The sequence below is a fragment of the Bordetella sputigena genome (genome assembly GCF_965137885.1).
GTDB classification, from domain to species: domain Bacteria; phylum Pseudomonadota; class Gammaproteobacteria; order Burkholderiales; family Burkholderiaceae_B; genus Bordetella_C; species Bordetella_C sputigena.
In genome coordinates, this window is record NZ_CBCSCA010000009.1 from 202,389 (window position 1) to 224,027 (window position 21,639).

20 protein-coding genes and 2 pseudogenes are annotated in these 21,639 nt (G+C 66.8%); 14 read left to right on the top strand and 8 right to left on the bottom strand.

From position 1 onward, the window contains the following. The first annotated feature begins 3,422 nt into the window (after positions 1-3,422). From ACNA0R_RS18435 to ACNA0R_RS18475, 9 genes are all read left to right on the top strand, one after another. Entirely contained in the window at positions 3,423-4,145 is a 723-nt protein-coding gene (locus ACNA0R_RS18435) for a GntR family transcriptional regulator (protein WP_415827494.1), read from the top strand. Between the two features lie 64 nt (positions 4,146-4,209). Continuing rightward, a complete protein-coding gene (locus ACNA0R_RS18440; RefSeq protein ID WP_415827495.1) occupies positions 4,210-5,610 on the top strand; it encodes an aspartate aminotransferase family protein in 1,401 nt (466 codons plus the stop codon). A 49-nt stretch (positions 5,611-5,659) separates the two neighbouring features. Then, positions 5,660-6,643 (top strand): Bug family tripartite tricarboxylate transporter substrate binding protein, encoded by a 984-nt coding sequence (locus tag ACNA0R_RS18445; protein ID WP_415827496.1) that lies wholly within the window; start codon positions 5,660-5,662, stop codon positions 6,641-6,643. Positions 6,644-6,859: 216 nt separating this feature from the next. Beyond that, complete coding sequence (locus ACNA0R_RS18450; protein ID WP_415827497.1) at positions 6,860-7,747, top strand: LysR family transcriptional regulator; 888 nt, start codon at positions 6,860-6,862, stop codon at positions 7,745-7,747. 143 nt (positions 7,748-7,890) lie between these two features. Further along, the gene (locus ACNA0R_RS18455; RefSeq protein ID WP_415827498.1) at positions 7,891-8,826 is read left to right on the top strand and encodes a Bug family tripartite tricarboxylate transporter substrate binding protein; all 936 of its coding nucleotides are present in this window, start codon (positions 7,891-7,893) and stop codon (positions 8,824-8,826) included. Between the two features lie 9 nt (positions 8,827-8,835). Beyond that, positions 8,836-9,969 (top strand): NAD(P)/FAD-dependent oxidoreductase, encoded by a 1,134-nt coding sequence (locus ACNA0R_RS18460; RefSeq protein ID WP_415827499.1) that lies wholly within the window; start codon positions 8,836-8,838, stop codon positions 9,967-9,969. Further along, positions 9,959-10,303, top strand: coding sequence for a (2Fe-2S)-binding protein (locus ACNA0R_RS18465; protein ID WP_415827500.1), 345 nt, complete (start codon positions 9,959-9,961; stop codon positions 10,301-10,303). The genes ACNA0R_RS18460 and ACNA0R_RS18465 overlap by 11 nt, the downstream gene beginning before the upstream one ends. Before the next feature lie 3 nt (positions 10,304-10,306). Further along, positions 10,307-11,698 carry an FAD-dependent oxidoreductase gene (locus ACNA0R_RS18470; RefSeq protein ID WP_415827501.1) on the top strand — a complete coding sequence of 464 codons (1,392 nt, stop codon included), beginning with the start codon at positions 10,307-10,309 and terminating at the stop codon, positions 11,696-11,698. A 29-nt stretch (positions 11,699-11,727) separates the two neighbouring features. Continuing rightward, positions 11,728-12,087, top strand: coding sequence for a RidA family protein (locus ACNA0R_RS18475; protein ID WP_415827502.1), 360 nt, complete (start codon positions 11,728-11,730; stop codon positions 12,085-12,087). On the opposite strand, the gene ACNA0R_RS18480 is transcribed toward ACNA0R_RS18475, so the two are convergent. After that, a complete protein-coding gene (locus ACNA0R_RS18480; RefSeq protein WP_415827503.1) occupies positions 12,084-13,517 on the bottom strand; it encodes an MFS transporter in 1,434 nt (477 codons plus the stop codon). The genes ACNA0R_RS18475 and ACNA0R_RS18480 overlap by 4 nt on opposite strands. A 142-nt stretch (positions 13,518-13,659) precedes the next feature. Between ACNA0R_RS18480 and ACNA0R_RS18485 the strand changes: the two genes are divergently transcribed. Further along, the gene (locus ACNA0R_RS18485; protein ID WP_415827504.1) at positions 13,660-14,598 is read left to right on the top strand and encodes a LysR family transcriptional regulator; all 939 of its coding nucleotides are present in this window, start codon (positions 13,660-13,662) and stop codon (positions 14,596-14,598) included. A 23-nt stretch (positions 14,599-14,621) separates the two neighbouring features. Here the strand turns inward: ACNA0R_RS18485 and ACNA0R_RS18490 are convergent, their stop codons facing one another. The 5 genes and pseudogenes from ACNA0R_RS18490 to ACNA0R_RS18510 all read right to left on the bottom strand — a co-directional run bounded on the left by ACNA0R_RS18490 (position 14,622) and on the right by ACNA0R_RS18510 (position 17,131). After that, complete coding sequence (locus ACNA0R_RS18490) at positions 14,622-15,404, bottom strand: SDR family NAD(P)-dependent oxidoreductase (protein WP_415827505.1); 783 nt, start codon at positions 15,402-15,404, stop codon at positions 14,622-14,624. A gap of 21 nt (positions 15,405-15,425) precedes the next feature. After that, positions 15,426-15,560, bottom strand: a pseudogene (locus ACNA0R_RS18495) (SDR family oxidoreductase); the annotation flags it as partial. A 7-nt stretch (positions 15,561-15,567) separates the two neighbouring features. Then, positions 15,568-15,930, bottom strand: coding sequence for a GNAT family N-acetyltransferase (locus tag ACNA0R_RS18500; protein ID WP_415827572.1), 363 nt, complete (start codon positions 15,928-15,930; stop codon positions 15,568-15,570). Positions 15,931-16,035: 105 nt separating this feature from the next. Beyond that, positions 16,036-16,557 (bottom strand): annotated as a pseudogene (locus tag ACNA0R_RS18505) (N-acetyltransferase family protein); the annotation flags it as partial. 1 nt (position 16,558) lies between these two features. Next, positions 16,559-17,131 (bottom strand): helix-turn-helix domain-containing protein, encoded by a 573-nt coding sequence (locus tag ACNA0R_RS18510; protein WP_415827506.1) that lies wholly within the window; start codon positions 17,129-17,131, stop codon positions 16,559-16,561. A 164-nt stretch (positions 17,132-17,295) separates the two neighbouring features. Here ACNA0R_RS18510 and ACNA0R_RS18515 point away from each other — a divergent pair, with 164 nt between their 5' ends. From ACNA0R_RS18515 to ACNA0R_RS18530, 4 genes are all read left to right on the top strand, one after another. Further along, positions 17,296-17,703: an NUDIX domain-containing protein gene (locus tag ACNA0R_RS18515; RefSeq protein ID WP_415827507.1), complete on the top strand. Its 408-nt coding sequence runs from the start codon at positions 17,296-17,298 to the stop codon at positions 17,701-17,703. Positions 17,704-17,901: 198 nt separating this feature from the next. Next, entirely contained in the window at positions 17,902-18,465 is a 564-nt protein-coding gene (locus ACNA0R_RS18520; RefSeq protein ID WP_415827508.1) for an isochorismatase family protein, read from the top strand. 173 nt (positions 18,466-18,638) lie between these two features. Beyond that, positions 18,639-19,268 carry a hypothetical protein gene (locus ACNA0R_RS18525; RefSeq protein ID WP_415827573.1) on the top strand — a complete coding sequence of 210 codons (630 nt, stop codon included), beginning with the start codon at positions 18,639-18,641 and terminating at the stop codon, positions 19,266-19,268. Further along, complete coding sequence (locus tag ACNA0R_RS18530) at positions 19,265-19,801, top strand: hypothetical protein (protein ID WP_415827509.1); 537 nt, start codon at positions 19,265-19,267, stop codon at positions 19,799-19,801. Before ACNA0R_RS18525 ends, ACNA0R_RS18530 begins: the two co-directional genes overlap by 4 nt. A gap of 103 nt (positions 19,802-19,904) precedes the next feature. Here the strand turns inward: ACNA0R_RS18530 and ACNA0R_RS18535 are convergent, their stop codons facing one another. Continuing rightward, positions 19,905-20,405 carry a hypothetical protein gene (locus ACNA0R_RS18535; RefSeq protein WP_415827510.1) on the bottom strand — a complete coding sequence of 167 codons (501 nt, stop codon included), beginning with the start codon at positions 20,403-20,405 and terminating at the stop codon, positions 19,905-19,907. A gap of 35 nt (positions 20,406-20,440) precedes the next feature. Then, positions 20,441-21,433: a zinc-dependent alcohol dehydrogenase family protein gene (locus ACNA0R_RS18540; protein WP_415827511.1), complete on the bottom strand. Its 993-nt coding sequence runs from the start codon at positions 21,431-21,433 to the stop codon at positions 20,441-20,443. Between the last annotated feature and the right edge of the window lie 206 nt (positions 21,434-21,639).

Below are 21,639 nucleotides of genomic sequence, written 5' to 3' on the forward strand. Positions count from 1 at the left end.
GGCCGCACGTTGATGGGCGGCAGTTGCAGCGCGGATGGAATACGGGCGTAGGCCGTGCCGGCGTCGCCGAGCGTGACGTTGACCTGGCCGCCGTTGCTGCCGCTGCCGGTGTTGATGCCGCCGATGGCGATGCTGGAGGATATCTCCACGCTGTCCTTATCGCCCAGCGTGGTCGACAAGGTGGACGCATCGCCGCCATTGCCGCCGCCGCCGCCGATGGACTGCGCCACGACTGCGTGCGAGCCGTCGCCCAGGGTGGCGACGGACGTGCCGTGGGCCAGGTTCACGGTGACCGTATTGCCGCCGCCCGCGATGCCGCCGTTGCCGCCCACGGATGCCTGCATATTCACCGCGACGGGCACGCCGGTTCCGGTCGGGGCCACGAGCACGAAGTCCTTCGCGGTGGCGCTGCCGCCGTTGCCGCCACCGCCGCCTATCGATTGCGCCAGGATGCCGAAGGCGTCATCGGGCGCGAAGGTCGCGGGATCCACGTTGGGCGGCGGCATGCCGGTCACGATGCTGCTGTTGTTCAGGTTGACCGTGGTCGTACCGGCCGAGCCGCCGGAGCCGCCGCTGCCGCCGATCGCCACGCCGGCGTTGAAGCCGATGGTGGCATTGAAGTATGAAGAATCGCCGCCGTTGCCGCCGCCTCCGCCTATGGATTGCGCCAGCACGCCCGTGCCATGCTGGCCGCTGGTGGTGATCGACAGGAAATCCTGCCGCACCGTCACATCGCCGCCGCCGCCGCCCGCGCCGGCGGACCCGCCGATCTGCAGCTGCACGAACGACGCCAGGCTCACGTTGCTGGCGCTGCCGCCATTGCCGCCGCCGCCGCCCACCGACTGCGCGGCCAGGCCGATGGCATAGTCGCCCAGCGTGGTGATCACGCCGGGCAGGATGGCGGGCAGGGATCCGCAACTTCCGGTGTTGTCCACGCAAACGGCGCCGCCGCTGCCGCCGCCGCTGGCGCTGCCGCCTATGCCCAGGGACAAACCCGTTGACACCGTCATGGTGTCGCCGCCGTTGCCGCCCCCGCCGCCCACGGACTGGGCCAGCGCGCCGACCGCATAGCTGCCCGAGGTGTTGATCGTGCCCAGATTGAACATGTTGACGGCGCCGCCGGCGCCGCCGGCCGAACCCGTTCCGCCCACTCCCGCAATACCCTTGGCGCTGCCGCCGGTGCCGCCGCCTCCGCCCACGGACTGCGCCAGCAGGCCGATCGCCGCGTTGCCCGCCGTCGTAACGGAGCCGGCGTTATAGAGCTGGACCATGCCGCCTGGCGAAGTGGTCGTGCCCGCGGCGTTGCCGCCGACCGCCAGCAAGCCATTCGCCGATCCGGCGGCGCCACCGCCGCCGCCTATCGATTGCGCGACGATGCCGTGCGCCGAGTAGCCACCGGTGGTGATGCCGCCGGTGTTGGCGACCTGTGCCATGCCCGCGGTGCCGCCGCCCGCTCCGGAGCCGCCCAGCGACACCAGCGTGGAAGTATCCACGCCGCCATTGCCGCCGCTGCCGCCCACCGACTGGGCCAGGATGCCATAGGCATGGTCGCCGCTGGTGGCAATGCGTCCCGCGGACTGGATGGTGACGTTGGACGCGTCGCCGCCATTGCCGCCGTTGCCGCCCGAGCCGCCGAGCACGCCGACGAAATCGGAGCCGGTGCCGCCGCCGCCGCCGACGGAATGGCCGACGATGGCGGTGGAATAGGCGCCGGTGGTGGTGATGCTCGAACTGGCGTCCGCCTTCACGTACACGATGCCGCCGTTGCCGCCGAAACCGCCGCCGCCGCCCGTGCCGGCCAGGGCGCCGCCATTGCTGCCATCCCCGCCCAGACCGCCGAGCGACTCGGCCAGTATGCCGAACATGGCGTCGCCGTGCGTGGTCACCGAACCGCCGTTGATCAGCTGGACCTCGGAACCCCACGACGCGCCGCCGTTGCCGCCGTATTTGTCGCTGGACGGTCCCTTGCCGCCGGCGCCGCCATGGCTCAGCGCCGCGATGCCGGCGCCCACGGCGTTCGACGAACCCGTCACATCCAACAGCACGTTCGCGGTCGATGCGGTGACCGAGGCGTACTGCGCAACGCCGCCGCTGCCGCCCTGGTCGCTGTTGTCGGTGGAGGGAAGGCCGTTACCGCCGGCCGTACGGCTTGCCACGCCGAACAGATAGCCTCCCGTCGTGGCATTCCAATAGACGCTAATGGGCGCGCTGTTGTTGACCACGGCGTAGCCACCGGAGCCGGCGCTGCCGTTGTTGGGGCCGCCGCTGCCGCCCACGGATTGCGACAGGATGGCGGCGCCCAGGGCGGTGCCCTGTACACGGCTGCCGCTGCTGCCCAGCGCGATGCTGCCGTTATTGTTGACCGTGGCCGTGCCGGCGCTGCCACCGCCGCCGCCCAACTGGTCGCCGAAGGCGGAGTTGTTCTGCTCGCCGCCGGTGCCGCCATGGGCATCCGCCAGGATGCCGAAGAATCCTTCGCCGGATACGGTACCGGACATGCTCAATGCCGCGTTGTTGTTCACCGTTACCGTGTCGCTGTTGCCGCCATGGCCGCCGTTGGAATTGTTGTTCTTGTTGTCGGTGCTGCCATTGCCGCCCGCCGACAGGGCGTACAGCAGTTTGCCGGTGGGGAAAAAGCCGGTGCCCGTGCCGTTCAGGAAGGCGCTGAGCGTGCCGTTGTTGGTCAGCGTGACGGCGCCGGCGGCGCCGGCGGTGCCGTCGTCATAGCCGCTTCCGCCTTCACTGCCACCGAGTATCGCGGCGCCGCCGATGACGCCGGACATCGAATAGCCGATGGAGAAACTGCCGTCGTTGGTGATCGATACCTGGGGTCCGGCACCGCCCGTCTTGTTGCTGTTGGTGCCGCTGGCGCCGCTGTAAAGCAGGACCTGGCCGGTGGAATAGGAGCCGCTGGAAATGCTGCAGTTGTACGTGACGGTGCCGTTGGAGGTGCTCTCGCTACACGATGCCTGCGCGGCCCGCGGCAGGACTCCCATCAATCCGCATGCCACCGCGGTGGAAAGAAGCGCCAGCCTGGGCAATGGGTTGCCATGGGGATGGACCCACCCCGGGATGACGAAGCCCGCATGCGTGGCGCGCTGCCCGGTCTTGTCGTTGCTGGGCTTGCGCTGCTTCGTGATTGCGGCCGGTTCGTTCATTCTGCTTCTGCTCCGCGCAGCGGCCCCGCCTGGAATGGACCGGCTGGTTTTTTATGGTTCTCGGGAGCGCCGGAGTGTGCCACGCGTCCTTGAAAACGCGGGATTTTTTCGATGAATCCGGGATTTTTGTCGATGAATTCCGGCGTGGGGTCGGGCAGGGGGACTCCCTTGCCGGCTGGGCAAACCCTTATGGCGGCCGCGTCGTAGGGCCGGCTAGGATGATGCACACATCCATATATCCAGTCTGACAATTGTAACTAAGAAATGGACGACGCTTTCGACGCTCCCGCGGCGCTAACCGCGGAAGAAGAAGCCTATCGCTACATCCTCCAGCGCATCCGCGTGCGGGCCTACGCGGCGGGAGACCGGCTCGTGCCCGAGGAAATCGCCGCGGCGATCGGCACCAGCCGCATGCCTGTGCGCGAAGCCTTCAAGCGGCTGGCCGGAGAAGGCCTGCTGAGCCTGCGGCCGAACCGCGGCGCGCTGGTGCGCGGCCTGTCGGTGCCCGAGATGGAGGAGGTGTTCAACATGCGCGCGGTGCTGGAAGGCCTCGCCGCGCGTACGGCCTTGCGCCGCATCGGACCAACCCATATCGGCGGACTGCAACGGCTGATCGATGTCATGGAAGAGTGCGATGGCGACGTCCCCCGATGGGTGACCGCGCACCGCCAATTCCACGAGTATCTATGCCGCCTGAGCGCCAGTCCGCGCCTGATGCAGCAGATCGCGGCCCTGCATGCCGTGGTGGAGCCCCATATGCGCTTGTGGCTGCAATATGCCGACAAGCCCATGAGCTCGCGGGACGACCACATGGGGATCGTGCAGGCTTTCCGCGCAGGCGATCCCGCGCGGGTCGAAGCCGTGATGCGCGAGCATATCGAAGGCACCGTGCCGGCGCTCAGCGCATTGATGGCCGCTTCAGGCGGCGCGCATGGCATGGTCGCCAATAAGGATCCACACTCCGGCCCGTCGGCGCCACGCGCCTAGCCGGCAAGCATTCCAGGCCCGCGGCCGTCGTGGCCGCGGGCGCTCCCCACCCAGGTGCAGCTTCATGCAAAACCAATACGACGCCATGCGCGCGGCCGATGTGCGCTATACCGTGCATCCCTATACCAATCTGAGCCTGCATGAAGAGGTCGGCCCGATGGTGATCGCACGCGGCGATGGTGTGTATGTCTACGACACCGCGGGCAACCGCTACATCGAAGGCCTGGGGGGATTGTTCTGCGCTTCGCTGGGTTTCAGCGAAGCGCGCCTGGCCGACGCGGCGGACCGCCAGATGCGCACGCTGCCCTTCTATCACGCGTTCGGCCACAAATCGAACGAGCCGGCCATCCGGCTCGCCGAAAAGCTGATCGGCATGGCGCCGGGAAAGATGTCCAAGGCCTTTTTCGCCAATTCGGGTTCCGAGGCCAACGACACGGCGATCAAGCTGATCTGGTACTACAACAATGCGCTGGGCCGTCCGCAAAAGAAGAAGATCATTTCGCGCACGCGGGCCTATCACGGCGTGACGGTGGCGTCGGCCAGCCTGACCGGCCTGCCCAACAACCATCGCGATTTCGATCTTCCCATCGACCGCATCCTGCACACCGACTGCCCCAACTATTACCGCAACGCGCAACCGGGCGAATCGCAGGAGGCCTATGCCACGCGCTGCGCGGAATCGCTGGATGCGCTGATCCGCGCGGAAGGGCCCGACACGATAGCCGCTTTCTTCGCCGAGCCCATCATGGCGTCGGGCGGCGTCATCGTTCCGCCCGCCACCTACTTCGAGAAAATCCAGGCGGTGCTGCGCCGGCACGACGTCCTGCTGGTGGCCGACGAGGTGATCTGCGGTTTCGGGCGCACGGGCAATATGTTCGGCTGCGAAACCTACGGTATTCAGCCGGACATGATCTCCTTGGCCAAGCAGTTGTCGGCCGGCTATCTGCCGATCTCGGCCCTGCTGGTCAGCGATCGGATATACCAGGCCATGGTCAGCGAAAGCCGCAAGATCGGCACCTTCAGCCATGGATTCACCTACAGCGGCCATCCCGTCGCCGCCGCCGTGGCGCTGGAAACCCTGCGCATCTACGAAGACGACCGCATCCTGGACCACGTGCGCGCCATCGTGCCGCATTTCCAGCGGCGGCTGGCCGAACTGGGCGAACATCCCCTGGTGGGCGAGGCGCGCGGGGCGGGCCTGATAGGCGCGGCGGAGCTGGTGGCCGATAAGGACGACAAGACCACCTTTCCGGTCGAAATGGGGGTGGCCGCCCGCGTCGGCGAATGCGCGCTTCGGCACGGCGTGATCACGCGCGCGCTGGGCGATACGGTGAACTTCTGCCCGCCGCTGATCATCACCAAGCCGCAGATCGACGAATTGTTCGACGGCGTGCATGCCGCGCTGGAAGAGACCTGGGACTGGCTGCGTACGCAGTCACGCTGGGAAGAGCCGGCGCCAACATAAGGGCCGGCCATAACGCCCGTCACAAGGGCATATATTTCAAGGGAATATCATGCACCGTGGAATTCTTCGCGCGTTCGGCGCGATCGTATTGGGCTTGTGCGCCCACTTACAACCCGTTCAAGCCCAGGGCGCCTGGCCCGATCGCCCGGTGCACGTCGTCGTGCCGTTCCCGGCCGGCGGGGCCACCGACTTCATCGCCCGGGCCTTGGGCGAACGGATGTCGCGTGAACTGGGGCAGCCATTCATCATCGACAACCGGCCCGGCGCGGCTTCGATGATCGGTTCGCAGGTCGTGGCGCGCGCGCCGGCCGATGGCTATACCTTGCTGCTGGCGACGTCATCGTCCATGGTGGCCAACCGCTTCATGTACAAGACGCTGGACTACGATCCGGACAGCTTCGAGCCCATCTCGCTGCTATGCATTACGCCGCTGGTGCTGGTATCCAATAATGATCTGCCCGCCAAGGATATTGGCCAGTTGATCACGTACGCCAAGGCGCATCCCGACGCGCTCAGCTATGCATCCTACGGTACCGGCACCCAGTCGCATCTCGCGATGGCGATGTTGAACAACAGCGCCGGCACCCGCATGTCGCACGTGCCTTACAAAGGCGCCGCCGAAGCCTTGCCGGCCGTGATGGGCGGCCACGTGCAGCTTTACGTCGACACCATCATCAGCAGCCTGCCTTATATCAAGAGCGGCAAGGTCCGCGCGCTGGCCGTGACCACGGCGCATCGCACGCCGTTGTTGCCCGACGTGGCGCCTATCGCCGACCAGGGCTATCCCGGCTTCGACCTGGCGCCGTGGTACGGCCTGGTGGCGCCGCGCGGCACGCCGGCCCCGGTGCTGGACAAGCTGCGCGCGGCGATGGCGAAGGTCATGGCCATGCCGGAATTCGTGGCGACGCTGGCGCAGGCCGGCGCCGAGCTGCCGGCCGACGGCGCCGGGCCGGCCGCCTTTACCGCGCGCATGAAGGCGGATATCCCCTTGACGGGGCGCCTCATGAAGGCAGCCGGCGTCGCCCAGAATTAGGCGCCGCCGGCGGGGCATGGGCGGCCCGGACCGCTGGCCGGGAGCCCGCCGGGCAGTCCGCGGGCGGCGGCCCTTTTGCCCATGGAGCCGTCCCGACATGGCCCTGGCCGGCCCGGCTCCGGCCGGCCCCGGGATGAGAAAATGGCGGGCATGCCGGCCCGATAGCGATGACCGGCGTGCTCCACCATTCTTTCAACCGCGCCGCGCAGGGGCCTAATGAACCAGCGGAATGTCACTTACCGGATGATCGAGGCCTTCCAGGCCGCCATGCTGCACGGTGGCATCAGCGCCGGAGCCGATGCGCTGGGAATATCGCAGCCGGCCATGAGCCGGCTGATTGCCGACCTGCAGAATTCGATAGGTTTCCTGCTGTTCGCCAAGAGCGGGCGCACGGTCAAGCCCACGGATGAAGCGCATGCCTTGATGGCGAAGGTACAGCAGTCCTTCCTGGGCCTGGAACAGATCGTGGATTTTTCCGCCCAGTTGCGCAAGCAGAAACTCGGGCAGCTGAGCATCTGCGCCATCCCCTCCATCGGGCACTCGATCATGCCGCGGGTGGTCGCCCAGCTCCGGCGGAAATTTCCCGATGTGTTGATCAGCCTGCAGGTCAGTTCGTACGTCGACGTGGCTCGCCAGGTAAAGACGCGGCAGGCCGACATCGGGCTGACGGCGGATACGTTCTCGCTGGGCGGCCTGGAGACCGTCGCGGAGTTTTCCGCGGATTGCGTTTGCATCGGCACGTCCCCATGGCTGGACGCGGGCGCTCCGCACGTGGATGTGAAAGCGCTGGGCCGGCTTCCCTTCATCTCGCCGACCGGTACGTTCCGTCCGCGCCTGGATGCATGGCTGCGGGCCAACGACGTGCGGGTCGACGCCATGGCGGAAGCCTCGCTTTTCCAGTCCATCAGCGATCTTTGCCTGGAAGGCCTGGGTGTCGCCGTCGTGGATCGCTTGACGGGCATCAAGCATAGGGAACGCGGCGGCGTGACGCTGCCGCTACGGCCATCCATGGCCTACACCGTCTATGCCACCGCGATGAGCGATACCCGGATGTCGGCGCCCGCGCGCGAGCTTATCCGGCTGGTCGCCGCGGCGCATGGCTGAAACATAACATCCAGGTATGGGTCGATCACCTGGGATCCATGGATGCGGATGCGATGACTTCTTAGGATGGAGCCTCAATAAATTTCAAGGGGATCCTGATGTCCTGGAGCATCGCGTGTCGGCCCTGGATAGCCGCCGTTTCAATGGGGATGATCTTCGCCACACCGGCGGCGCGGGCCGACTGGCCCGAGCGGCCCATCCGGTTCATCGTCAATGCCGCCGCGGGCGGGGCGGCGGACGGCACGGCCCGGGTGCTGGCCGACGCACTGGGCAAGCGATTGGGCCAGCCCGTCATCGTCGAGAACCGGCCGGGCGCCTCGGGCGCGATCGGCCTGGACATCGTCGCCAAGGCCGCTCCCGACGGCTACACCATCGGCAACGCCAACCTGGCGACGTATACGGTCACCGCGCTGACCGCGCCGTCGCTGCCCTATAACCCCGCGCAAGACTTCACGCCCATCGCGCGGCAATGGACGCAGCCGAATCTGCTCGGCGTCAGCCCCAAGCTGCCCGTAAAGACGGTGGCCGAGCTGGTGGCCTACGCCAAGGCGCATCCGAACGCCCTGTTTTACGGCTCCACGGGTACCGGCACCGCATTGCATGTGCTGGGCGCCTTGTTCGCGAACCTGTCCGGCGCGCAATTGACCCACGTGCCCTACAAGAGCGCGCCCGCCGCCGAACTGGATTTGTCCACCGGACAGATCCAGATGATGTTCAGCAACTTCACTTCCATGGAGCCGCAGGCGCGGGCGGGCCGCATCCGCGCATTGGCCATTACCGGCCCGCATCGCTCGCCCATGCTCCCCGACGTGCCCACCATCCGCGAGGCCGGCTACCCCGCGCTGGAGATGGAAACCTGGGGCGGTGTCGTCGGTCCGGCCAATATGCCGCCGGCCATCGTGGAAAAACTGAATCGCGAGATCAACGCGGTGCTTGCCGATCCCGCGGTCATCAAGAAGCACGCCGCGCTGGGCGCGACGGTGGCGCCGGCCTCCATCGCGGAATTCAGGCAGATGCTCGATGCCGACAGCGCCCGCTGGGGCGAGGTGATCAGGCGCAACCACATCACGCTCGAGTAGCCAGGTCGTATGTCCTCGAATGAAATCATCGTCGTAGGCGGCGGGCTGGTTGGCGCCGCCATCGCGTACGGCATAGCCAGGACCGGCGGCGCCGTAACCCTGCTGGATCAGGGCGACATCGCCCATCGCGCCTCGCGCGGCAACTTCGGCCTGGTCTGGCTGCAAAGCAAGGGCGCCGGCTTTCCCCGCTACGCCCGATGGAGCCGCGATGCGGTGGACCACTGGGGCCCGCTGGCCAGGGAGCTGGCCGAACTGACCGGCGTCGATGTCGACCTGCGGCAAAACGGCGGCTTCTGGATGGGCTTCAGCGAAAAGGAGATGGTCGAACGCGAGGCCATGCTGGCCGGGATCAACGCCGACGGCCGCACTCCGTTCGAGATGCTGGACCACGCGCAACTGAAAGCACGCCTGCCCGCGATCGGTCCGAAAGTCGTGGGCGGCAGCTGGTGTCCCCTGGACGGTCACGTCAATCCGCTGAAACTGCTGCACGCCCTGCATGCCGGCCTGAAGCTGCGCGGCGGACGCATTTGCAACGGCGTCGATGTCCGCGAGGTCAAGGCGGCGGGCAGGTCTACCGGTTTCCAGGCCAGGTCGGTCGACGGACGCAGCTGGACGGGCAACAAGATCGTGCTGGCCGCGGGCCTGAGCAACGACGCGCTCGCGTCGCAGCTGGGACTGCATGCGCCGGTGGTGGCCAACCGGGGCCAGGTACTGATCACGGAACGGCTGAAGAAATTCCTGCCGTATCCCACGAACAAGGCACGTCAAACGGCGGAAGGGACCGTTCAGCTCGGGTTCTCCGTCGAGGATGTGGGCCTGGACGACGGCACGACCGTGTCCGCCATCGAATGGATAGCCAGACGCGCCGTGACGACTTTTCCGCTCCTGTCCACCGTGAAGCTGGTGCGCGCCTGGGGGGCGCTTCGGGTGATGACGCCCGATGGCGCGCCGATCTATCAGGAGTCGGCGCGCTTCCCGGGCGCATTCGTTGCAACCAGCCATAGCGGCGTGTCGCTGGCGGGTTCGCATGCCTTCGAAATCGCGCCCTGGATCGCGGGCGTCAAGCCGGCGCCGCAAGACTTGGAGCAGTTCGCCGGGGAGCGTTTCCTCGACCCCAACCGGAAGTTCAGCAATGCGCACTAACGATTCAGAGACCGCCATTTCCCTGTTCATGCCGGAGGGCAATCACAGCGCGCGAACCGTCCGCATCCATTTCGATGGCAAGCCCCTGGCGGTGCCGGAAGGGATCAGCGTCGCATCGGCCTTGCTGATGTCGGACGTGCGCGCGTTCAGGTCCACGCCGGTGTCCGGGGCGGCTCGGGCGCCTTACTGCATGATGGGTGTGTGTTTCGAATGTCTCGTGGAGATAGACGGCCTTCCCGGCCGGCAGTCCTGTCTCGTCCCGGTTCGTGACGGAATGGTGATCAGGCGCCAGGAAGGCGCCACCGAGCTCGATGCGCCGAGCGGCAAGGACTGAGATATGGATGCAAATGTCGAACGATACGACCTGGTGGTGGTCGGGGCGGGGCCGGCGGGGCTGTCCGCGGCGATAGAGGCGCGGCGTGCCGGATTGAGCGTCGTCGTGCTGGACGAACAGCGGCGGCCGGGCGGGCAGATCTACCGGGCCATCGAGGACGCGCCCGCGCACAGGCGCAAGGTCCTTGGCGCGGATTATGCCGCCGGCGCGGCCCTGGCCGAATCTTTTGCCGCTTGCGGCGCGGACCACCGTGCGGGCGCCGCCGTCTGGAACGTCGACCGGGACAGGACGGTTTCCTATCTGCAGGACGGCCGCGGTGGAACGGTGCGGGGGCAGGCCGTCGTGCTTGCCAGCGGCGCGATGGAGCGGCCTTTCCCCATCCCTGGATGGACCCTGCCCGGCGTCATGGGCGCGGGGGCGGCGCAGATCCTCTACAAGGCGTCGGGCGCCATTCCGTCCGAACCCGTCGTGATCGCGGGATGCGGGCCGCTCCTGCTGCTCCTGGCGCAGCAGTATCTGGACGCGGGCGTGAAGATCAAGGCATTGATCCAGACGACCGGCACGGCGGATTACCTGCGCGCCGTCCCGCATCTCTTCCGCGCGGTGCAAGGCTGGAACGACCTGGCCAAGGGCGCGAAGATGCTCAGGACGATACGCGCGCACGGCGTCGAAACCTACACCGGCGCAAGCGGCTTTTCCATCGAAGGCGCCGACAGGGCCGAGGCGATTACCTTCCGGCACAAAGGCAGGCGGCGGCGCATTGCGTCTTCCTTGATCCTGCTGCATCAGGGGGTAGTCCCCAATACGCAACTGAGCTGGTCGCTGCGCGCCGAACACCGGTGGGACGAGGGGCAACTGTGCTGGATTCCGCGCACGGACCCGTACGGACAGATCGACGATACGCGCATCTATATCGCGGGCGACAGCCGGGGCATCGTGGGCGCGAAGGCATCGGCTTCGCAAGGGCGCCTGGCCGCGCTGGATATTGCCCGCCGTTTGCAGCGTATCGAACCCAGGGCCATGCACGCGCGCGAGGCCGAACTGCTGGCCGGATTCCGCAAGCAGGTGAGGATCCGGCCCTTCCTGGACCAGCTGTATCGCCCGCGGGACGATCATCGCATTCCCACGGACGGCAACGTCATCGTCTGTCGTTGCGAAGAGGTTCCCGCCGGCAAGATCCGGAAATACGTGGAAGTCGGCTGCCTGGGCCCCAACCAGACCAAGGCCTTCGGCCGGTGCGGGATGGGGCCATGCCAGGGCCGCCTTTGCGGCCTGACGGTGACCGAAATCATCGCGGACGAACGCAAGGTCAGTCCGCGGGAGGTCGGCTACTACCGGATCCGGCCACCGATCAAGCCCATCACTTTGGGCGAGCTCGCCCATCTCGAAGAATAGTTTTTCAACCCGCCTGAAGAGTCCCAGACATGGAAATCAAACGCATCGCGACCGACACCCGCCGCTCGCGCGCCGTGGTCTACAACAATATGGTCTTCGTGGGCGGCCAGACCGCCGACGATCGCAGCCAGGACATACGCGGCCAGACGGCCCAGACGCTGGCCAAGATAGAGAAATTCCTGGCGGAAGCCGGTACCGACAAGAGCCGCCTGCTGACCGCGCAGATCTGGATCAAGGACCTGGAGCGCGACTTCGCCGGCATGAACGAGGTCTGGGATGCCTGGACCGCGCCGAACGCGGCGCCCACCCGCGCCACGGCGCAATGCGAGCTGGCCGCGCAGGACATTCTTGTCGAGATCATCGTCACCGCCGCCGTCGCCCGGAGTTAGATCCCGCCGGCGGGCCATGGTCCCCTGGACAAGCTGGCCACGCTGCCGGCCAACGCGGCCAGGGCCGCCGACGCCAGCCCCCAGTGCACCGCGTCGTGCGCCGGCAGCAGCGCGAACATCAAACTCATCAGCAGGCTGCCCAGCGTCAGGCCGGTAAGCCGCGCGGTGCCTTGCGCGCCGCCGGCCGCGCCGCTGCGCTCCCTGGGCGCCGACAACAGCATGTTCTGATTGTTCGGCGTCTGGAAGAAGCCGAAGCCCAGGCCCGCCAGGCTGGTGAACACGACAATCGGCAAGGCGGGGTCGCCGTGCAAGGGCCACATCGCGCACAGCGCCAGACCGATCGCGAAGCATCCGCTTCCGGCCGCGCACAGCCAGGCGCCTGGCACGCGCTGGGCCAGGCGGGCCGACAGCGGCGCGGCCAGCATCACCGCCAGCGGCCAGGGGATCATCAGCAGCCCCGCGGTCACGGCGCTCTGGCCGAGTTCGTGCTGGATGTAGAACGGCAGCGCGACAAAGGCGGCCATCTGGCCGGTGAAGCAGCACACCGACGCCACCACGGACGCACGGAACGAGGGCACGCGCAGCAGGTCGAACGGAATCAGGGGCGCCGCCTTGGGCGTCTCCCGCCGTACCAGCAGCACCATGCAAACGGCCGACAAGGCGAGCAGCGCGCCGCCGTCCAGCGGACGCATCACCAGCCGGTCGCTTCCGAGCACGAAAGCGGCGAACATGACCGCGTTGAGCGCGATGCTGCCGGGGTCGATGCGGCGCGTCGAGCGGGCCGGCGCCGGCAAGGCTGCGCATGCGGCGAGCACCAACAGGCCTATCGGCAGATTCACCGCGAACAGCCACGGCCAGCTTGCGGCGGACAGTATCAACGCGCCCAGGGTCGGCCCCGCCGCCGAGGCGGCCGCGACGGCCAGCGCGTTCCAGGCGATCGAGCGCCCCAGCAATCGACGCGGATAAATGAACCGCAACAGCGCCAGCCCCAGCGGCATGACGGCCGCGCTGCCCAGGCCCTGCAGACATCTCGCGGCCACGAGCCAGGGCAGGGACGGCGCCAATGCGCACAAGACCGATGCCGCGGTAAAGAGCGCGACACCGCCGGCAAAGATCCGCCGATACCCATACCTTTCCCCGACGGCTGAAGCCGGCAACAAGAACATGACGACCGCCAGTTGATAAGCGGTGACGATCCAGATCGCATCGGCCGGTGTCGTCTGCAATTGCGTGGAGATCTCCGGCAGCGCGATATTCGCGATGGCGCCATCGAGCACGACGAGTACACCCGCGCCCAGCACGGCCGTGACGGCGGCAATGCGCCGCGGCAGCGGCAGGCCGTCGGCATCGTCCGCATCGTTCTCCTTCTTCGCCTGAATGGTGTGCGCAATCGCGGGAGGGGGATGGGGGCTGGACAGGGATGGCAACATGATCGGAAGACCTGTAAGGGGCACGCTGTATCGCGCCAGGCCAGCTTAGGCCTGGCCGGCCGGCTTGCACAGCGCGTGGCGCGCAACTTATCCCTGCATGCGGCGCATGTTGGAATTCGCGCGGCCGTGCTAGATTCCAGCCATGCCCACAGAAGCCGACCTGAACCTATTGCTGGCGTTGAACGCACTGCTTTCCGAGGGCAGCGTCGCGCAGGCCGCGGAACGCCTGGGCCTGAGCGAATCCGCCATGAGCCGGGCGCTCGCGCGGCTGCGCGAAACCACTGCGGACCAGCTCCTGGTGCGGGCGGGCCGGGGCATGGTGCTCACCCCGCATGCGCTCGCATTGCGCGACCGCGTCAGGGAGCTGGTGCAGGAGTCACGCGTGGTGCTTCAACCCGCCGGCGTGGAGATGGATCCCGCTACGCTCCAGAACCTGTTCACGATACGCGCCAACGACGGCTTCATCGAGGCCTTCGCGCACCGCCTGGTGGCCCGCGCCGCGCGCGAGGCGCCCGGCGTCCGCCTGCGGTTCGCGCCCAAGCCGGACAAGGACGTGCGCCCGCTGCGCGAAGGGCTGCTCGACCTGGATATCGGCGTCCTGGGCGAGGCGGGTCCGGAGGTACGCGTCCAGGCGCTCTTTCGCGACCGCTTCATCGCGGTGGTGCGCGAGGGCCATGCCTTGCTGTCCGAGCCGGCGATTACGGCCGAGCGCTATGCGGCCTGCGGCCACGTGGTGACGTCGCGCCGTGGCCGCCCCGGCGGGCCGGTGGACGACGCGCTTGCCGCGATGGGACTGGCGCGCAACACCGCCGTCGTGGTGCCCAGCTTCAACACCGCCTTGTCGGTGGCGGCCGCGACCGACCTGGTCGCCTTGATCCCCGCTTCGTACTTCGAACACCTGCGGGAGCGCGGCACGTTGCGCGCCTTCCCGCTGCCCATGGCCACCGAGCCTATCACCGTGTCGCAGATGTGGCATCCGCGCCTGGACCGGGATCCCGCGCACCGGTGGCTGCGCGGGGTAGTGCTGGAAATTTGCCGGCCCCGGGACGAGCGCGCCGGGCCCGAGGCCGATCGCGCCTGATCGGCCGACGCGCGGTCCCGGCGCTATATCGAAGCCCCGCCGTCGACCATCAGCAGCGTCCCCGTCACGTAGGCAGCATCGTCGGAGGCCAGGAACAAAGCCGCGCGGGCGACGTCCCAGCAGGTCCCCTGCCTGCCCATCGGGCATTTGGCGTCCCGTTCCCGCATCACTTCGGCGAAGCGGTCGGCGGACAGGTGGCGATACATGGTGCGGATGTGGGGCGTATCCAGATAGCCGGGCACCACCACGTTGCAGCGTATCTGCTGCGGCGCGTACTGCCGGGCGATGATGCGCGAGACGTGGTTCAGGGCGGCCTTGGAAGAGTTGTACGCCAGATAGGGTATGCCGGAATAGCGCAGGCTGGCGGTGGACGAGACGTTGACGATGCTGCCCCTGCCATGCCGCTCCATCAGCGGAATCGCCTCCTTGCATGCCAGGAAGACGCTCTTGAGGTTGACGTCGTGTACCCGGTCCCACGCTTCTTCCGGCGTGTCGACCGGGCCGCCCAGGTATTCGATGCCGACGTTGTTGTGCAGGATGTCCAGGCGGTCCCAGCGCTCGGCCACGCAGGCGACGACGCGTTTGACGTCTTCGTGACGGCTGACGTCCGCCTGCATTGCGTGAGCCTCGCCGCCTTCGGCGTGGATCATCCGCGCGGTGGCTTCGGCGGCATCCAGATGCAGATCGACGACGACCACGCGCGCGCCCTCGCGCGCATAGATCAGCGCCACGGCCTGGCCGTTGCTGAGGCCTGCTTCGGGCGCGGACGCGCCGCCACCCATGACTATCGCGATCTTGTCTTGCAATCGGCCATTCATGTCGGACCCTCACGGACGAATGTAGGCGCCACCGTTGACGTCCAGTGTAATACCGGTGACATACGCGGCCAGCTCGCTGGCCAGGTAAAGGCAGGCGCCCGCGACATCGGCGGGCAGGCCGACGCGCCGCAACGGAAAGCCTTTCGCCTTCTTACTCCAGCTGCTTCCGGAAATAGACCCGGTCGAAACCCGCTTCGCTTTTACGGTCCGTTATGACGAAGCCGGTCTTCGTGTACAGGGCGATGTTTTCGTGCATCAGTGCATTGGTAAACAGCGTCAGGGCCGGCAGGTTCTTCGATCGCGCCATGCGCTCCGCGAACAGCATCAGTTCGCGCCCGTAGCCCTTGCCCTGTTCGGCGGGTCCCACGACCAGATTGTTGATCTTGATGGAATCGTGGTCTTGCGTCAGCAGCACCGCGCCCGCGATAACGCCATGCGCGCGCAGCACATAAAGATCGCCGGAGGCCGCCAGTTCGGCGTAATCGGCGCTCATTGGCGCCGGTAGTCTTCCCATACGGTCGATGTATTTGGAATAAGCGCCATCGACCAATGCCTTGATCGCGGCGGCGTCGCCTTGCCGCGCCGGTTCGATGGTGTGCGCTTCCTGGCCGTGCGATGGCAGCCGCTTGTAGAAGAAAGTCGTCGCGGTCAGGCCGCCGTACGGCTTCAACGCGTAATCGGGGATCACGCCCGCGCGCGTCCAGCCCGCACGCGCATAGACGCGTTCCGCATCGCTGCCGGTTTCGGTGTCCAGCACCAGCAGCGTCCGTCCGGCCCGCGCCGCCACGACGTCCACTTCGGCCAACAGTTTTCTTCCAAGGCCGTGGCGGCGGAACTCGCTGTGGACCAGCAGTTTTGAGACGTCGGCTCTATGGGGTTGGTTTTCGGGTTGGCCGACGACGATCTGTACCGTGCCCACGATCCGGCCGCGGACTTCGGCGATAAGCAGTATGCGGTCGCCGCGTGCAACGCCGTCGGCGACATTCGTCCAGAATCGCAGGGCCTTCGGCATTTCGAGCGGCGCCATGAAACTGACCGAGGCGCCGCCGTCGACGCAATCCATCAATAGCTCGGCCAGCGGTTGAACAAGTCCTGACGCTTCTTCCGCTCCAACCACACGGATACTGGCTTCGGTCCTCATCCTAGATTCCTTTGGGGGTCGTCGTTATCGCCAGCAGATAGTGGGCGTTCACGGAGCCTGGGTTATGGAAGGCGGTGGGCCGATCCAGCCGCATGGTCAGGCAGTCGCCTTTCGCCAACTGCCAGGTCGTTGCCCCGCTACGTACTTCCATCGTTCCGCGGATCATCCACAGTTGCTGGATGACGTCAGGGTCCTGCATCGCGGTTTCATAGGAGACCCGTTGGCCGGGGGGGAAGTGGATCTCGACCAACTGGGTGGGGCAGGGAACGGCCGCGGAAAGGTGCCGTCGTACGTATCCCGACGCCGGGTCTTTCCAAACGGCCTGCTCGTCGGCGCGGGAAATGGGCGAAATACTGCCCTCGGCGGGCGGACGCTCGAACAAGGACGCGAGCGGGACCTGAAGCGCCGCGGCCAGCTTGTCCAGGACGATGGCGGTCGGGCTGCTTTCGCCGCGCTCAATCACGGATATGGTGGAACGGCTCACGCCGCTGCGCTCGGCCAGCGCGTCCAGCGACCAGGCCCGCTTCGTCCGCAGATCGCGGATGCGAGACGCGATGAGCGCGTTGATGTCCATGTCTATCTTGAAAATTGGAAATTTTGTCCATTTTTCAGGATAATGGCCACGGCGTCAATCGATGTCGTCAGTCGCCGGCGCCCGTCGATGCCGTCAATCCGTATGCCGGTTTGCGGCATGGCTTTGCGACGGCCCCCGCGCCAGTTCTGAAAGGATTCATCACCGTGATCACCAACGTCGGCATTCTCGTCCGCGACCGTCTGGGCCGCGCGCTTCTGCAAATGCGCGACGGCAAAGCCGTTAACGGCCCCCTGGCCTGGAGCTTCTGGGGCGGCGGCATGGAACCGGAAGACCCCGATCACTGGCACACGGCCTCGCGTGAATTGGCGGAGGAACTGGACATCGTCGCACCGCCCGCGGATTTCACCGAGATAGGCCGCCGCATCGGCAGCGACGGCCAGGAAGCCCCCCTGATGCTGCTGCGCCAGCCCATCGAATGGGGCGATTTCCGCGTCCTGGAGGGCGCCGGCGCCGGATACTTCCTTCTGGACGAAATCCGACAGCTGCCGGTCACACGATCCGTCGCGTGGTACCTGGCCCACCAGCCCGATGTATTCCTCCGCCTGGCCTAGCGTGCAATCGATGCCGCTACTTGTGAAGAGAGCGCCTCCACCGAGCGATCGCTACGAGGGAAAAATGCCTTTGCTCAAGGTCGTCTGGCATATGCAATACTGCATATGCAATCTGGGGGCAACGTCATGGCGATACGTTCTCCTTCCCCTGGCGCCGTTGAGAATTGGCTGGAGTAGACCATTGACCCGAGGACCGTCATGACGACGCTGGAAAATCGCGCCAATGCGGCGTTGGTGGTAATCGATCTTCAGAACGGTGTGGTGGCCGATGCCTATCGGCGTGACGAGGTGATCCAGGCCGTCAAGGCGTTGATCGATCGTGCCCGCGGCGCGAACGTGCCGGTCATATGGGTCCGGCACGCCGATGAGGAGCTCCGCGAGGGCAGCGCGGCGTGGCGGATCGTTGACGAGCTCGTGCCGGTAGCGGACGAGCCGATCGTCGGCAAGCGCTATCGGGATGCGTTCGAGGATACCGATCTCGAAGAGGTCTGTTCCCGACTGAAAGTGGGCAAACTCATCGTCGCCGGCGCACAGACGGATATGTGCGTGCGTTCGACATTGCATGGTGCGCTGGCCCGTGGTTATGACGCGGTTCTGGTCGGTGATGCTCATACGACAGTCGACATGACGCAGCAAGGCGCCCCGACCCCCGCGGAAGTCATCCGCCACACCAACCTCTATTGGAGCGGACAGAAGGCACCCGGAAGGTCGGGTGGCGTGATCTCCAGCACGGATTTCCCGATGCACATCCGTGGCGCGTAACGCTACGGCAGAGCGGGCCCGGGCGATCAGCCTTGCGGCAAGCGCACGACCGCGCGGCTGGCTCGCGCTCGCGTAAACTCTCGTTCTTGCGCGGCGTGGCCGCGCACCGCTGCGGTGTTCGTCGTGGGGTCATGCCCCGAACGCCGATGTGTTTCATCAGCGAGAGCTTCTACATGTCCCCTGCATACAGTGCGTTCGACAATCCGCGGACACTCGCGTCCAGTCCCCAGCCCCGCGAAGGCTTGCCCGGTCCAGGCCGTTCCCGTCGTGGCGGTCTGCCGCGCGGCGTCAAATATGTGGTTGCGGTGTTATCCGGCGCGTTGCTGCTGGTCTCGGCGAGCGGTTGCAGTTCGCTGTTCAGCGAAGGTGCCGCGGCGGGCGCGGGTGTCGGTGGCGCGGCGCTGGCCAGCAAGGTGACCCGCAATCCGACCGTCGCCGCCGGTATCGGCCTGGGCGCCTTGGCGGCGGCGCAGGCCGGCGTCAAATACGTCGAGAAGGACTATCACGCGGAACAGCAGGATCGCATCGCGGCCGTCGCCGGGCCGTTGGCGATAGGCAAGACCGCCAAATGGGAAAGCCGCCACGCGATCGAGATCGAGCCCGATGCGCAGGGCCGGGTGACCGTGTCGCGGCAGATCAGCACCGGCGAGTTGAACTGCAAGGAAATCGTGTTCTCGGTGGATGAGGTGGTCGAGGACAAGCCGCGCAGCGACTTCTATACCGCGACGATTTGCGAGCAGGCCGGCCATTGGAAGTGGGCGTCGGCCGAGCCGGCGACGGCGCGCTGGGGATCGCTGCAGTGACGGCCCGACGTAGCGCGAACCCTGGCATCGGTGCCGCGGCCGTACGCGCGGCGGTCGCCGCGTGCCTGACGACCGGCGCCCTGGCCGGATGCAGCTCGATCGGCGGCTTTACCGGCGCCGCGGCTGGCATCGCGACGGGCGCGGCCACCAGCAATCCCGCGGTCGGCGTGGGTGTCGGCGTGGCCGTACAGGCCGCTACCGACGCCGCCATCCAGCGCGTGTATCGAAACATGCAGGATACCGAGCAGACCCTGATCGCGCGCGCGGCCGGCAACATGGCTCCCGGTGAAAAGCGCGCATGGGCGGCCCACTATTCGATCAGCTTCTTCGATGAGCACGGCGAGCTGCAGGTGCTCAATCAGACCGAGAACGCATTGACGGCCTGCCGCGAAGTGGCGTTCTCCGTGATCAGCGGCAAAGGGGATACCGCGACCTCGCAATGGTTCATCACACAGGTCTGCCGCGACAGCGACCAGCAGTGGCGCTGGGCCGCCGCCGAGCCCGCGGTGGGCCGTTGGGGATCATTGCACTGACCGCGCGGGACGCGCGTCCTGATGCCTCCGCCACGGCCGCCGTTCCGTGCGCGGCGGCCGGCGCGCCGTACGTCCCGGCCGCCGCGGTCGCCGTTCCGGCGTATCAGCGTGGCTTCGCGAAGCCGCCGGCCGCCCACTCCGCGGCCCGCTGCACGCTGAGCTTGTAAGTGGGCGCCACGTTGACCTGGGCCAGTTGCTCGCCCAGTTCGTCGTAGGCGCTCAGCACCGCATACGGCTCGTCTTCGTCCGGCACGATGTCCAGCTTGACGGTCAGGCGGCCGCCATCCGCGTCGATCTTTACGCTCTTGTGCAGCGTCGCATGCAACTGCTGCTCGTGCCGGCGCAGGACTTCATTCGCTGTCTTCACCAGCGTAAAGAAGGCAGGCGCATCCAGCGGCTTCGGGTTCTTCTTGTCGCGCCCCATGGTCCATGGGCCCACCAGGGCCGGCTCCGCTTCGCCGTCCTTGGTCATTTCCACGGCCCAGCCGTCGTCGTCCTCGTTCTTGATGACGCGGGCGGTCCAGCCGTCATCGCACCAGAGCCTGGGCTCCTGTGTCTTGCGGTCTCCGGGGGTGTCGTCGTCCGGCGTGCTGGCTTGATTCACTGCTGTATTGCTCCTGGATTGTTGCTACGCGCCGCTCAGTCTACCGTGACCACGATTTTGCCGACCTGTTCGTTCGACTCCAGGAAGCGGGTGGCTTCCTTGATTTGATCGAACCGGAAGGTGCGGGAGATCAGCGGCGACAGCGTACCGGATTCCAGCCCCGCGTTGATGAAGGCCTTGGCCTGCGCCAGCAGTTCATCGTTGCCAATGACTTCCAGGTAGAGATAGCCCTTGAAGGTCAGGCATTTGCCCAGCGCCGCGAACTGCGGGAATGTCCCGGTTTCCGTGCTCAGCGCGCCGTACTCCAGCAGCATGCCCCCGAAGGCCATGCATTCCGCAAGCTGGGCGATCGCCGGGCCGCCGATCGGGTCGAATACCACGCGCGCGCCCTTGCCGTTGGTAATCGCCTTCACCCGGGCCGCCAGGTCTTCTTCGCGGGTCGCGATCACGTGGTGCGCGCCGGCGGCTTGCAGCGGCTGGGCCTTGGCGCCGGTGCGCGTGGTCGCGATCACCGTCGCGCCGACGCTGCGCGCGATCTGGATGGCGGCAATGCCGACGCTGCTGGAGGCGGCCGAGACAATCACGAAATCGTCGGCGCGCAGCTTTGCCTGGGCAATCAAGGCTCCCCAGGCCGTCACGTATTGCATCCATGACGCCGCCGCCTGCTCGAAGCTCAGCCGCGCCGGATGCTTCACCACGTACCTGGCGGGAATGTTGATCAATTCGCCGTAGGTAGGCCAACGCGCCATGTCCGGCGTCGGGATGACGCTGACGGCGTCGCCCTGCGCGAATCCGGCCACGTCGCTTCCGACCGTCTTCACCACGCCCGCGGCCTCGTAGCCGAGTTGGGACGGGAACGCGGCCTCTTGCAGGTACCGGCCGGAGCGGAACATGACCTCGGCGCGGTTCAGGCCTATGGCCTTGACGGCGATCTGGACCTCATCCGCCGCGGGCGCGGCAACGTCGATGTCTTCGATGCGCAGTACGTTCGCATCGCCATATTCATGAAAGCGGACAACTCGGGTCATAGGGGGCTCCTTGTTCGGTGGGCTATGCCTGCACAGTATTGTTTGACCAGACCGGCCGTGGCGCAATACGCCGTTTTTTTTACATATACTTGCGGCTGCTCGTGAAGCCGTTTCGCGAGCACGAAGAGGACGCTTTCCTCCCCGCACGGCCCGTACAGAGAGCGGACGCCGTGGTCTCCAGTGGAGATGGACTATCCCGCTTGCCG

What these genes read in the sequence shown, in the direction of transcription:
- ACNA0R_RS18500 (WP_415827572.1), bottom strand. Translation starts at nt 15,930, where the DNA reads ATGGGAAGACTACCGGCGCCAATGAGCGCCGATTACGCCGAACTGGCG.
- ACNA0R_RS18540 (WP_415827511.1), bottom strand. Translation starts at nt 21,433, where the DNA reads ATGACCCGAGTTGTCCGCTTTCATGAATATGGCGATGCGAACGTACTG.
- ACNA0R_RS18435 (WP_415827494.1), top strand. Translation starts at nt 3,423, where the DNA reads ATGGACGACGCTTTCGACGCTCCCGCGGCGCTAACCGCGGAAGAAGAA.
- ACNA0R_RS18445 (WP_415827496.1), top strand. Translation starts at nt 5,660, where the DNA reads ATGCACCGTGGAATTCTTCGCGCGTTCGGCGCGATCGTATTGGGCTTG.
- ACNA0R_RS18465 (WP_415827500.1), top strand. Translation starts at nt 9,959, where the DNA reads ATGCGCACTAACGATTCAGAGACCGCCATTTCCCTGTTCATGCCGGAG.
- ACNA0R_RS18440 (WP_415827495.1), top strand. Translation starts at nt 4,210, where the DNA reads ATGCAAAACCAATACGACGCCATGCGCGCGGCCGATGTGCGCTATACC.
- ACNA0R_RS18475 (WP_415827502.1), top strand. Translation starts at nt 11,728, where the DNA reads ATGGAAATCAAACGCATCGCGACCGACACCCGCCGCTCGCGCGCCGTG.
- ACNA0R_RS18525 (WP_415827573.1), top strand. Translation starts at nt 18,639, where the DNA reads ATGTCCCCTGCATACAGTGCGTTCGACAATCCGCGGACACTCGCGTCC.
- ACNA0R_RS18480 (WP_415827503.1), bottom strand. Translation starts at nt 13,517, where the DNA reads ATGTTGCCATCCCTGTCCAGCCCCCATCCCCCTCCCGCGATTGCGCAC.
- ACNA0R_RS18470 (WP_415827501.1), top strand. Translation starts at nt 10,307, where the DNA reads ATGGATGCAAATGTCGAACGATACGACCTGGTGGTGGTCGGGGCGGGG.
- ACNA0R_RS18510 (WP_415827506.1), bottom strand. Translation starts at nt 17,131, where the DNA reads ATGGACATCAACGCGCTCATCGCGTCTCGCATCCGCGATCTGCGGACG.
- ACNA0R_RS18520 (WP_415827508.1), top strand. Translation starts at nt 17,902, where the DNA reads ATGACGACGCTGGAAAATCGCGCCAATGCGGCGTTGGTGGTAATCGAT.
- ACNA0R_RS18450 (WP_415827497.1), top strand. Translation starts at nt 6,860, where the DNA reads ATGAACCAGCGGAATGTCACTTACCGGATGATCGAGGCCTTCCAGGCC.
- ACNA0R_RS18485 (WP_415827504.1), top strand. Translation starts at nt 13,660, where the DNA reads ATGCCCACAGAAGCCGACCTGAACCTATTGCTGGCGTTGAACGCACTG.
- ACNA0R_RS18455 (WP_415827498.1), top strand. Translation starts at nt 7,891, where the DNA reads ATGGGGATGATCTTCGCCACACCGGCGGCGCGGGCCGACTGGCCCGAG.
- ACNA0R_RS18460 (WP_415827499.1), top strand. Translation starts at nt 8,836, where the DNA reads ATGTCCTCGAATGAAATCATCGTCGTAGGCGGCGGGCTGGTTGGCGCC.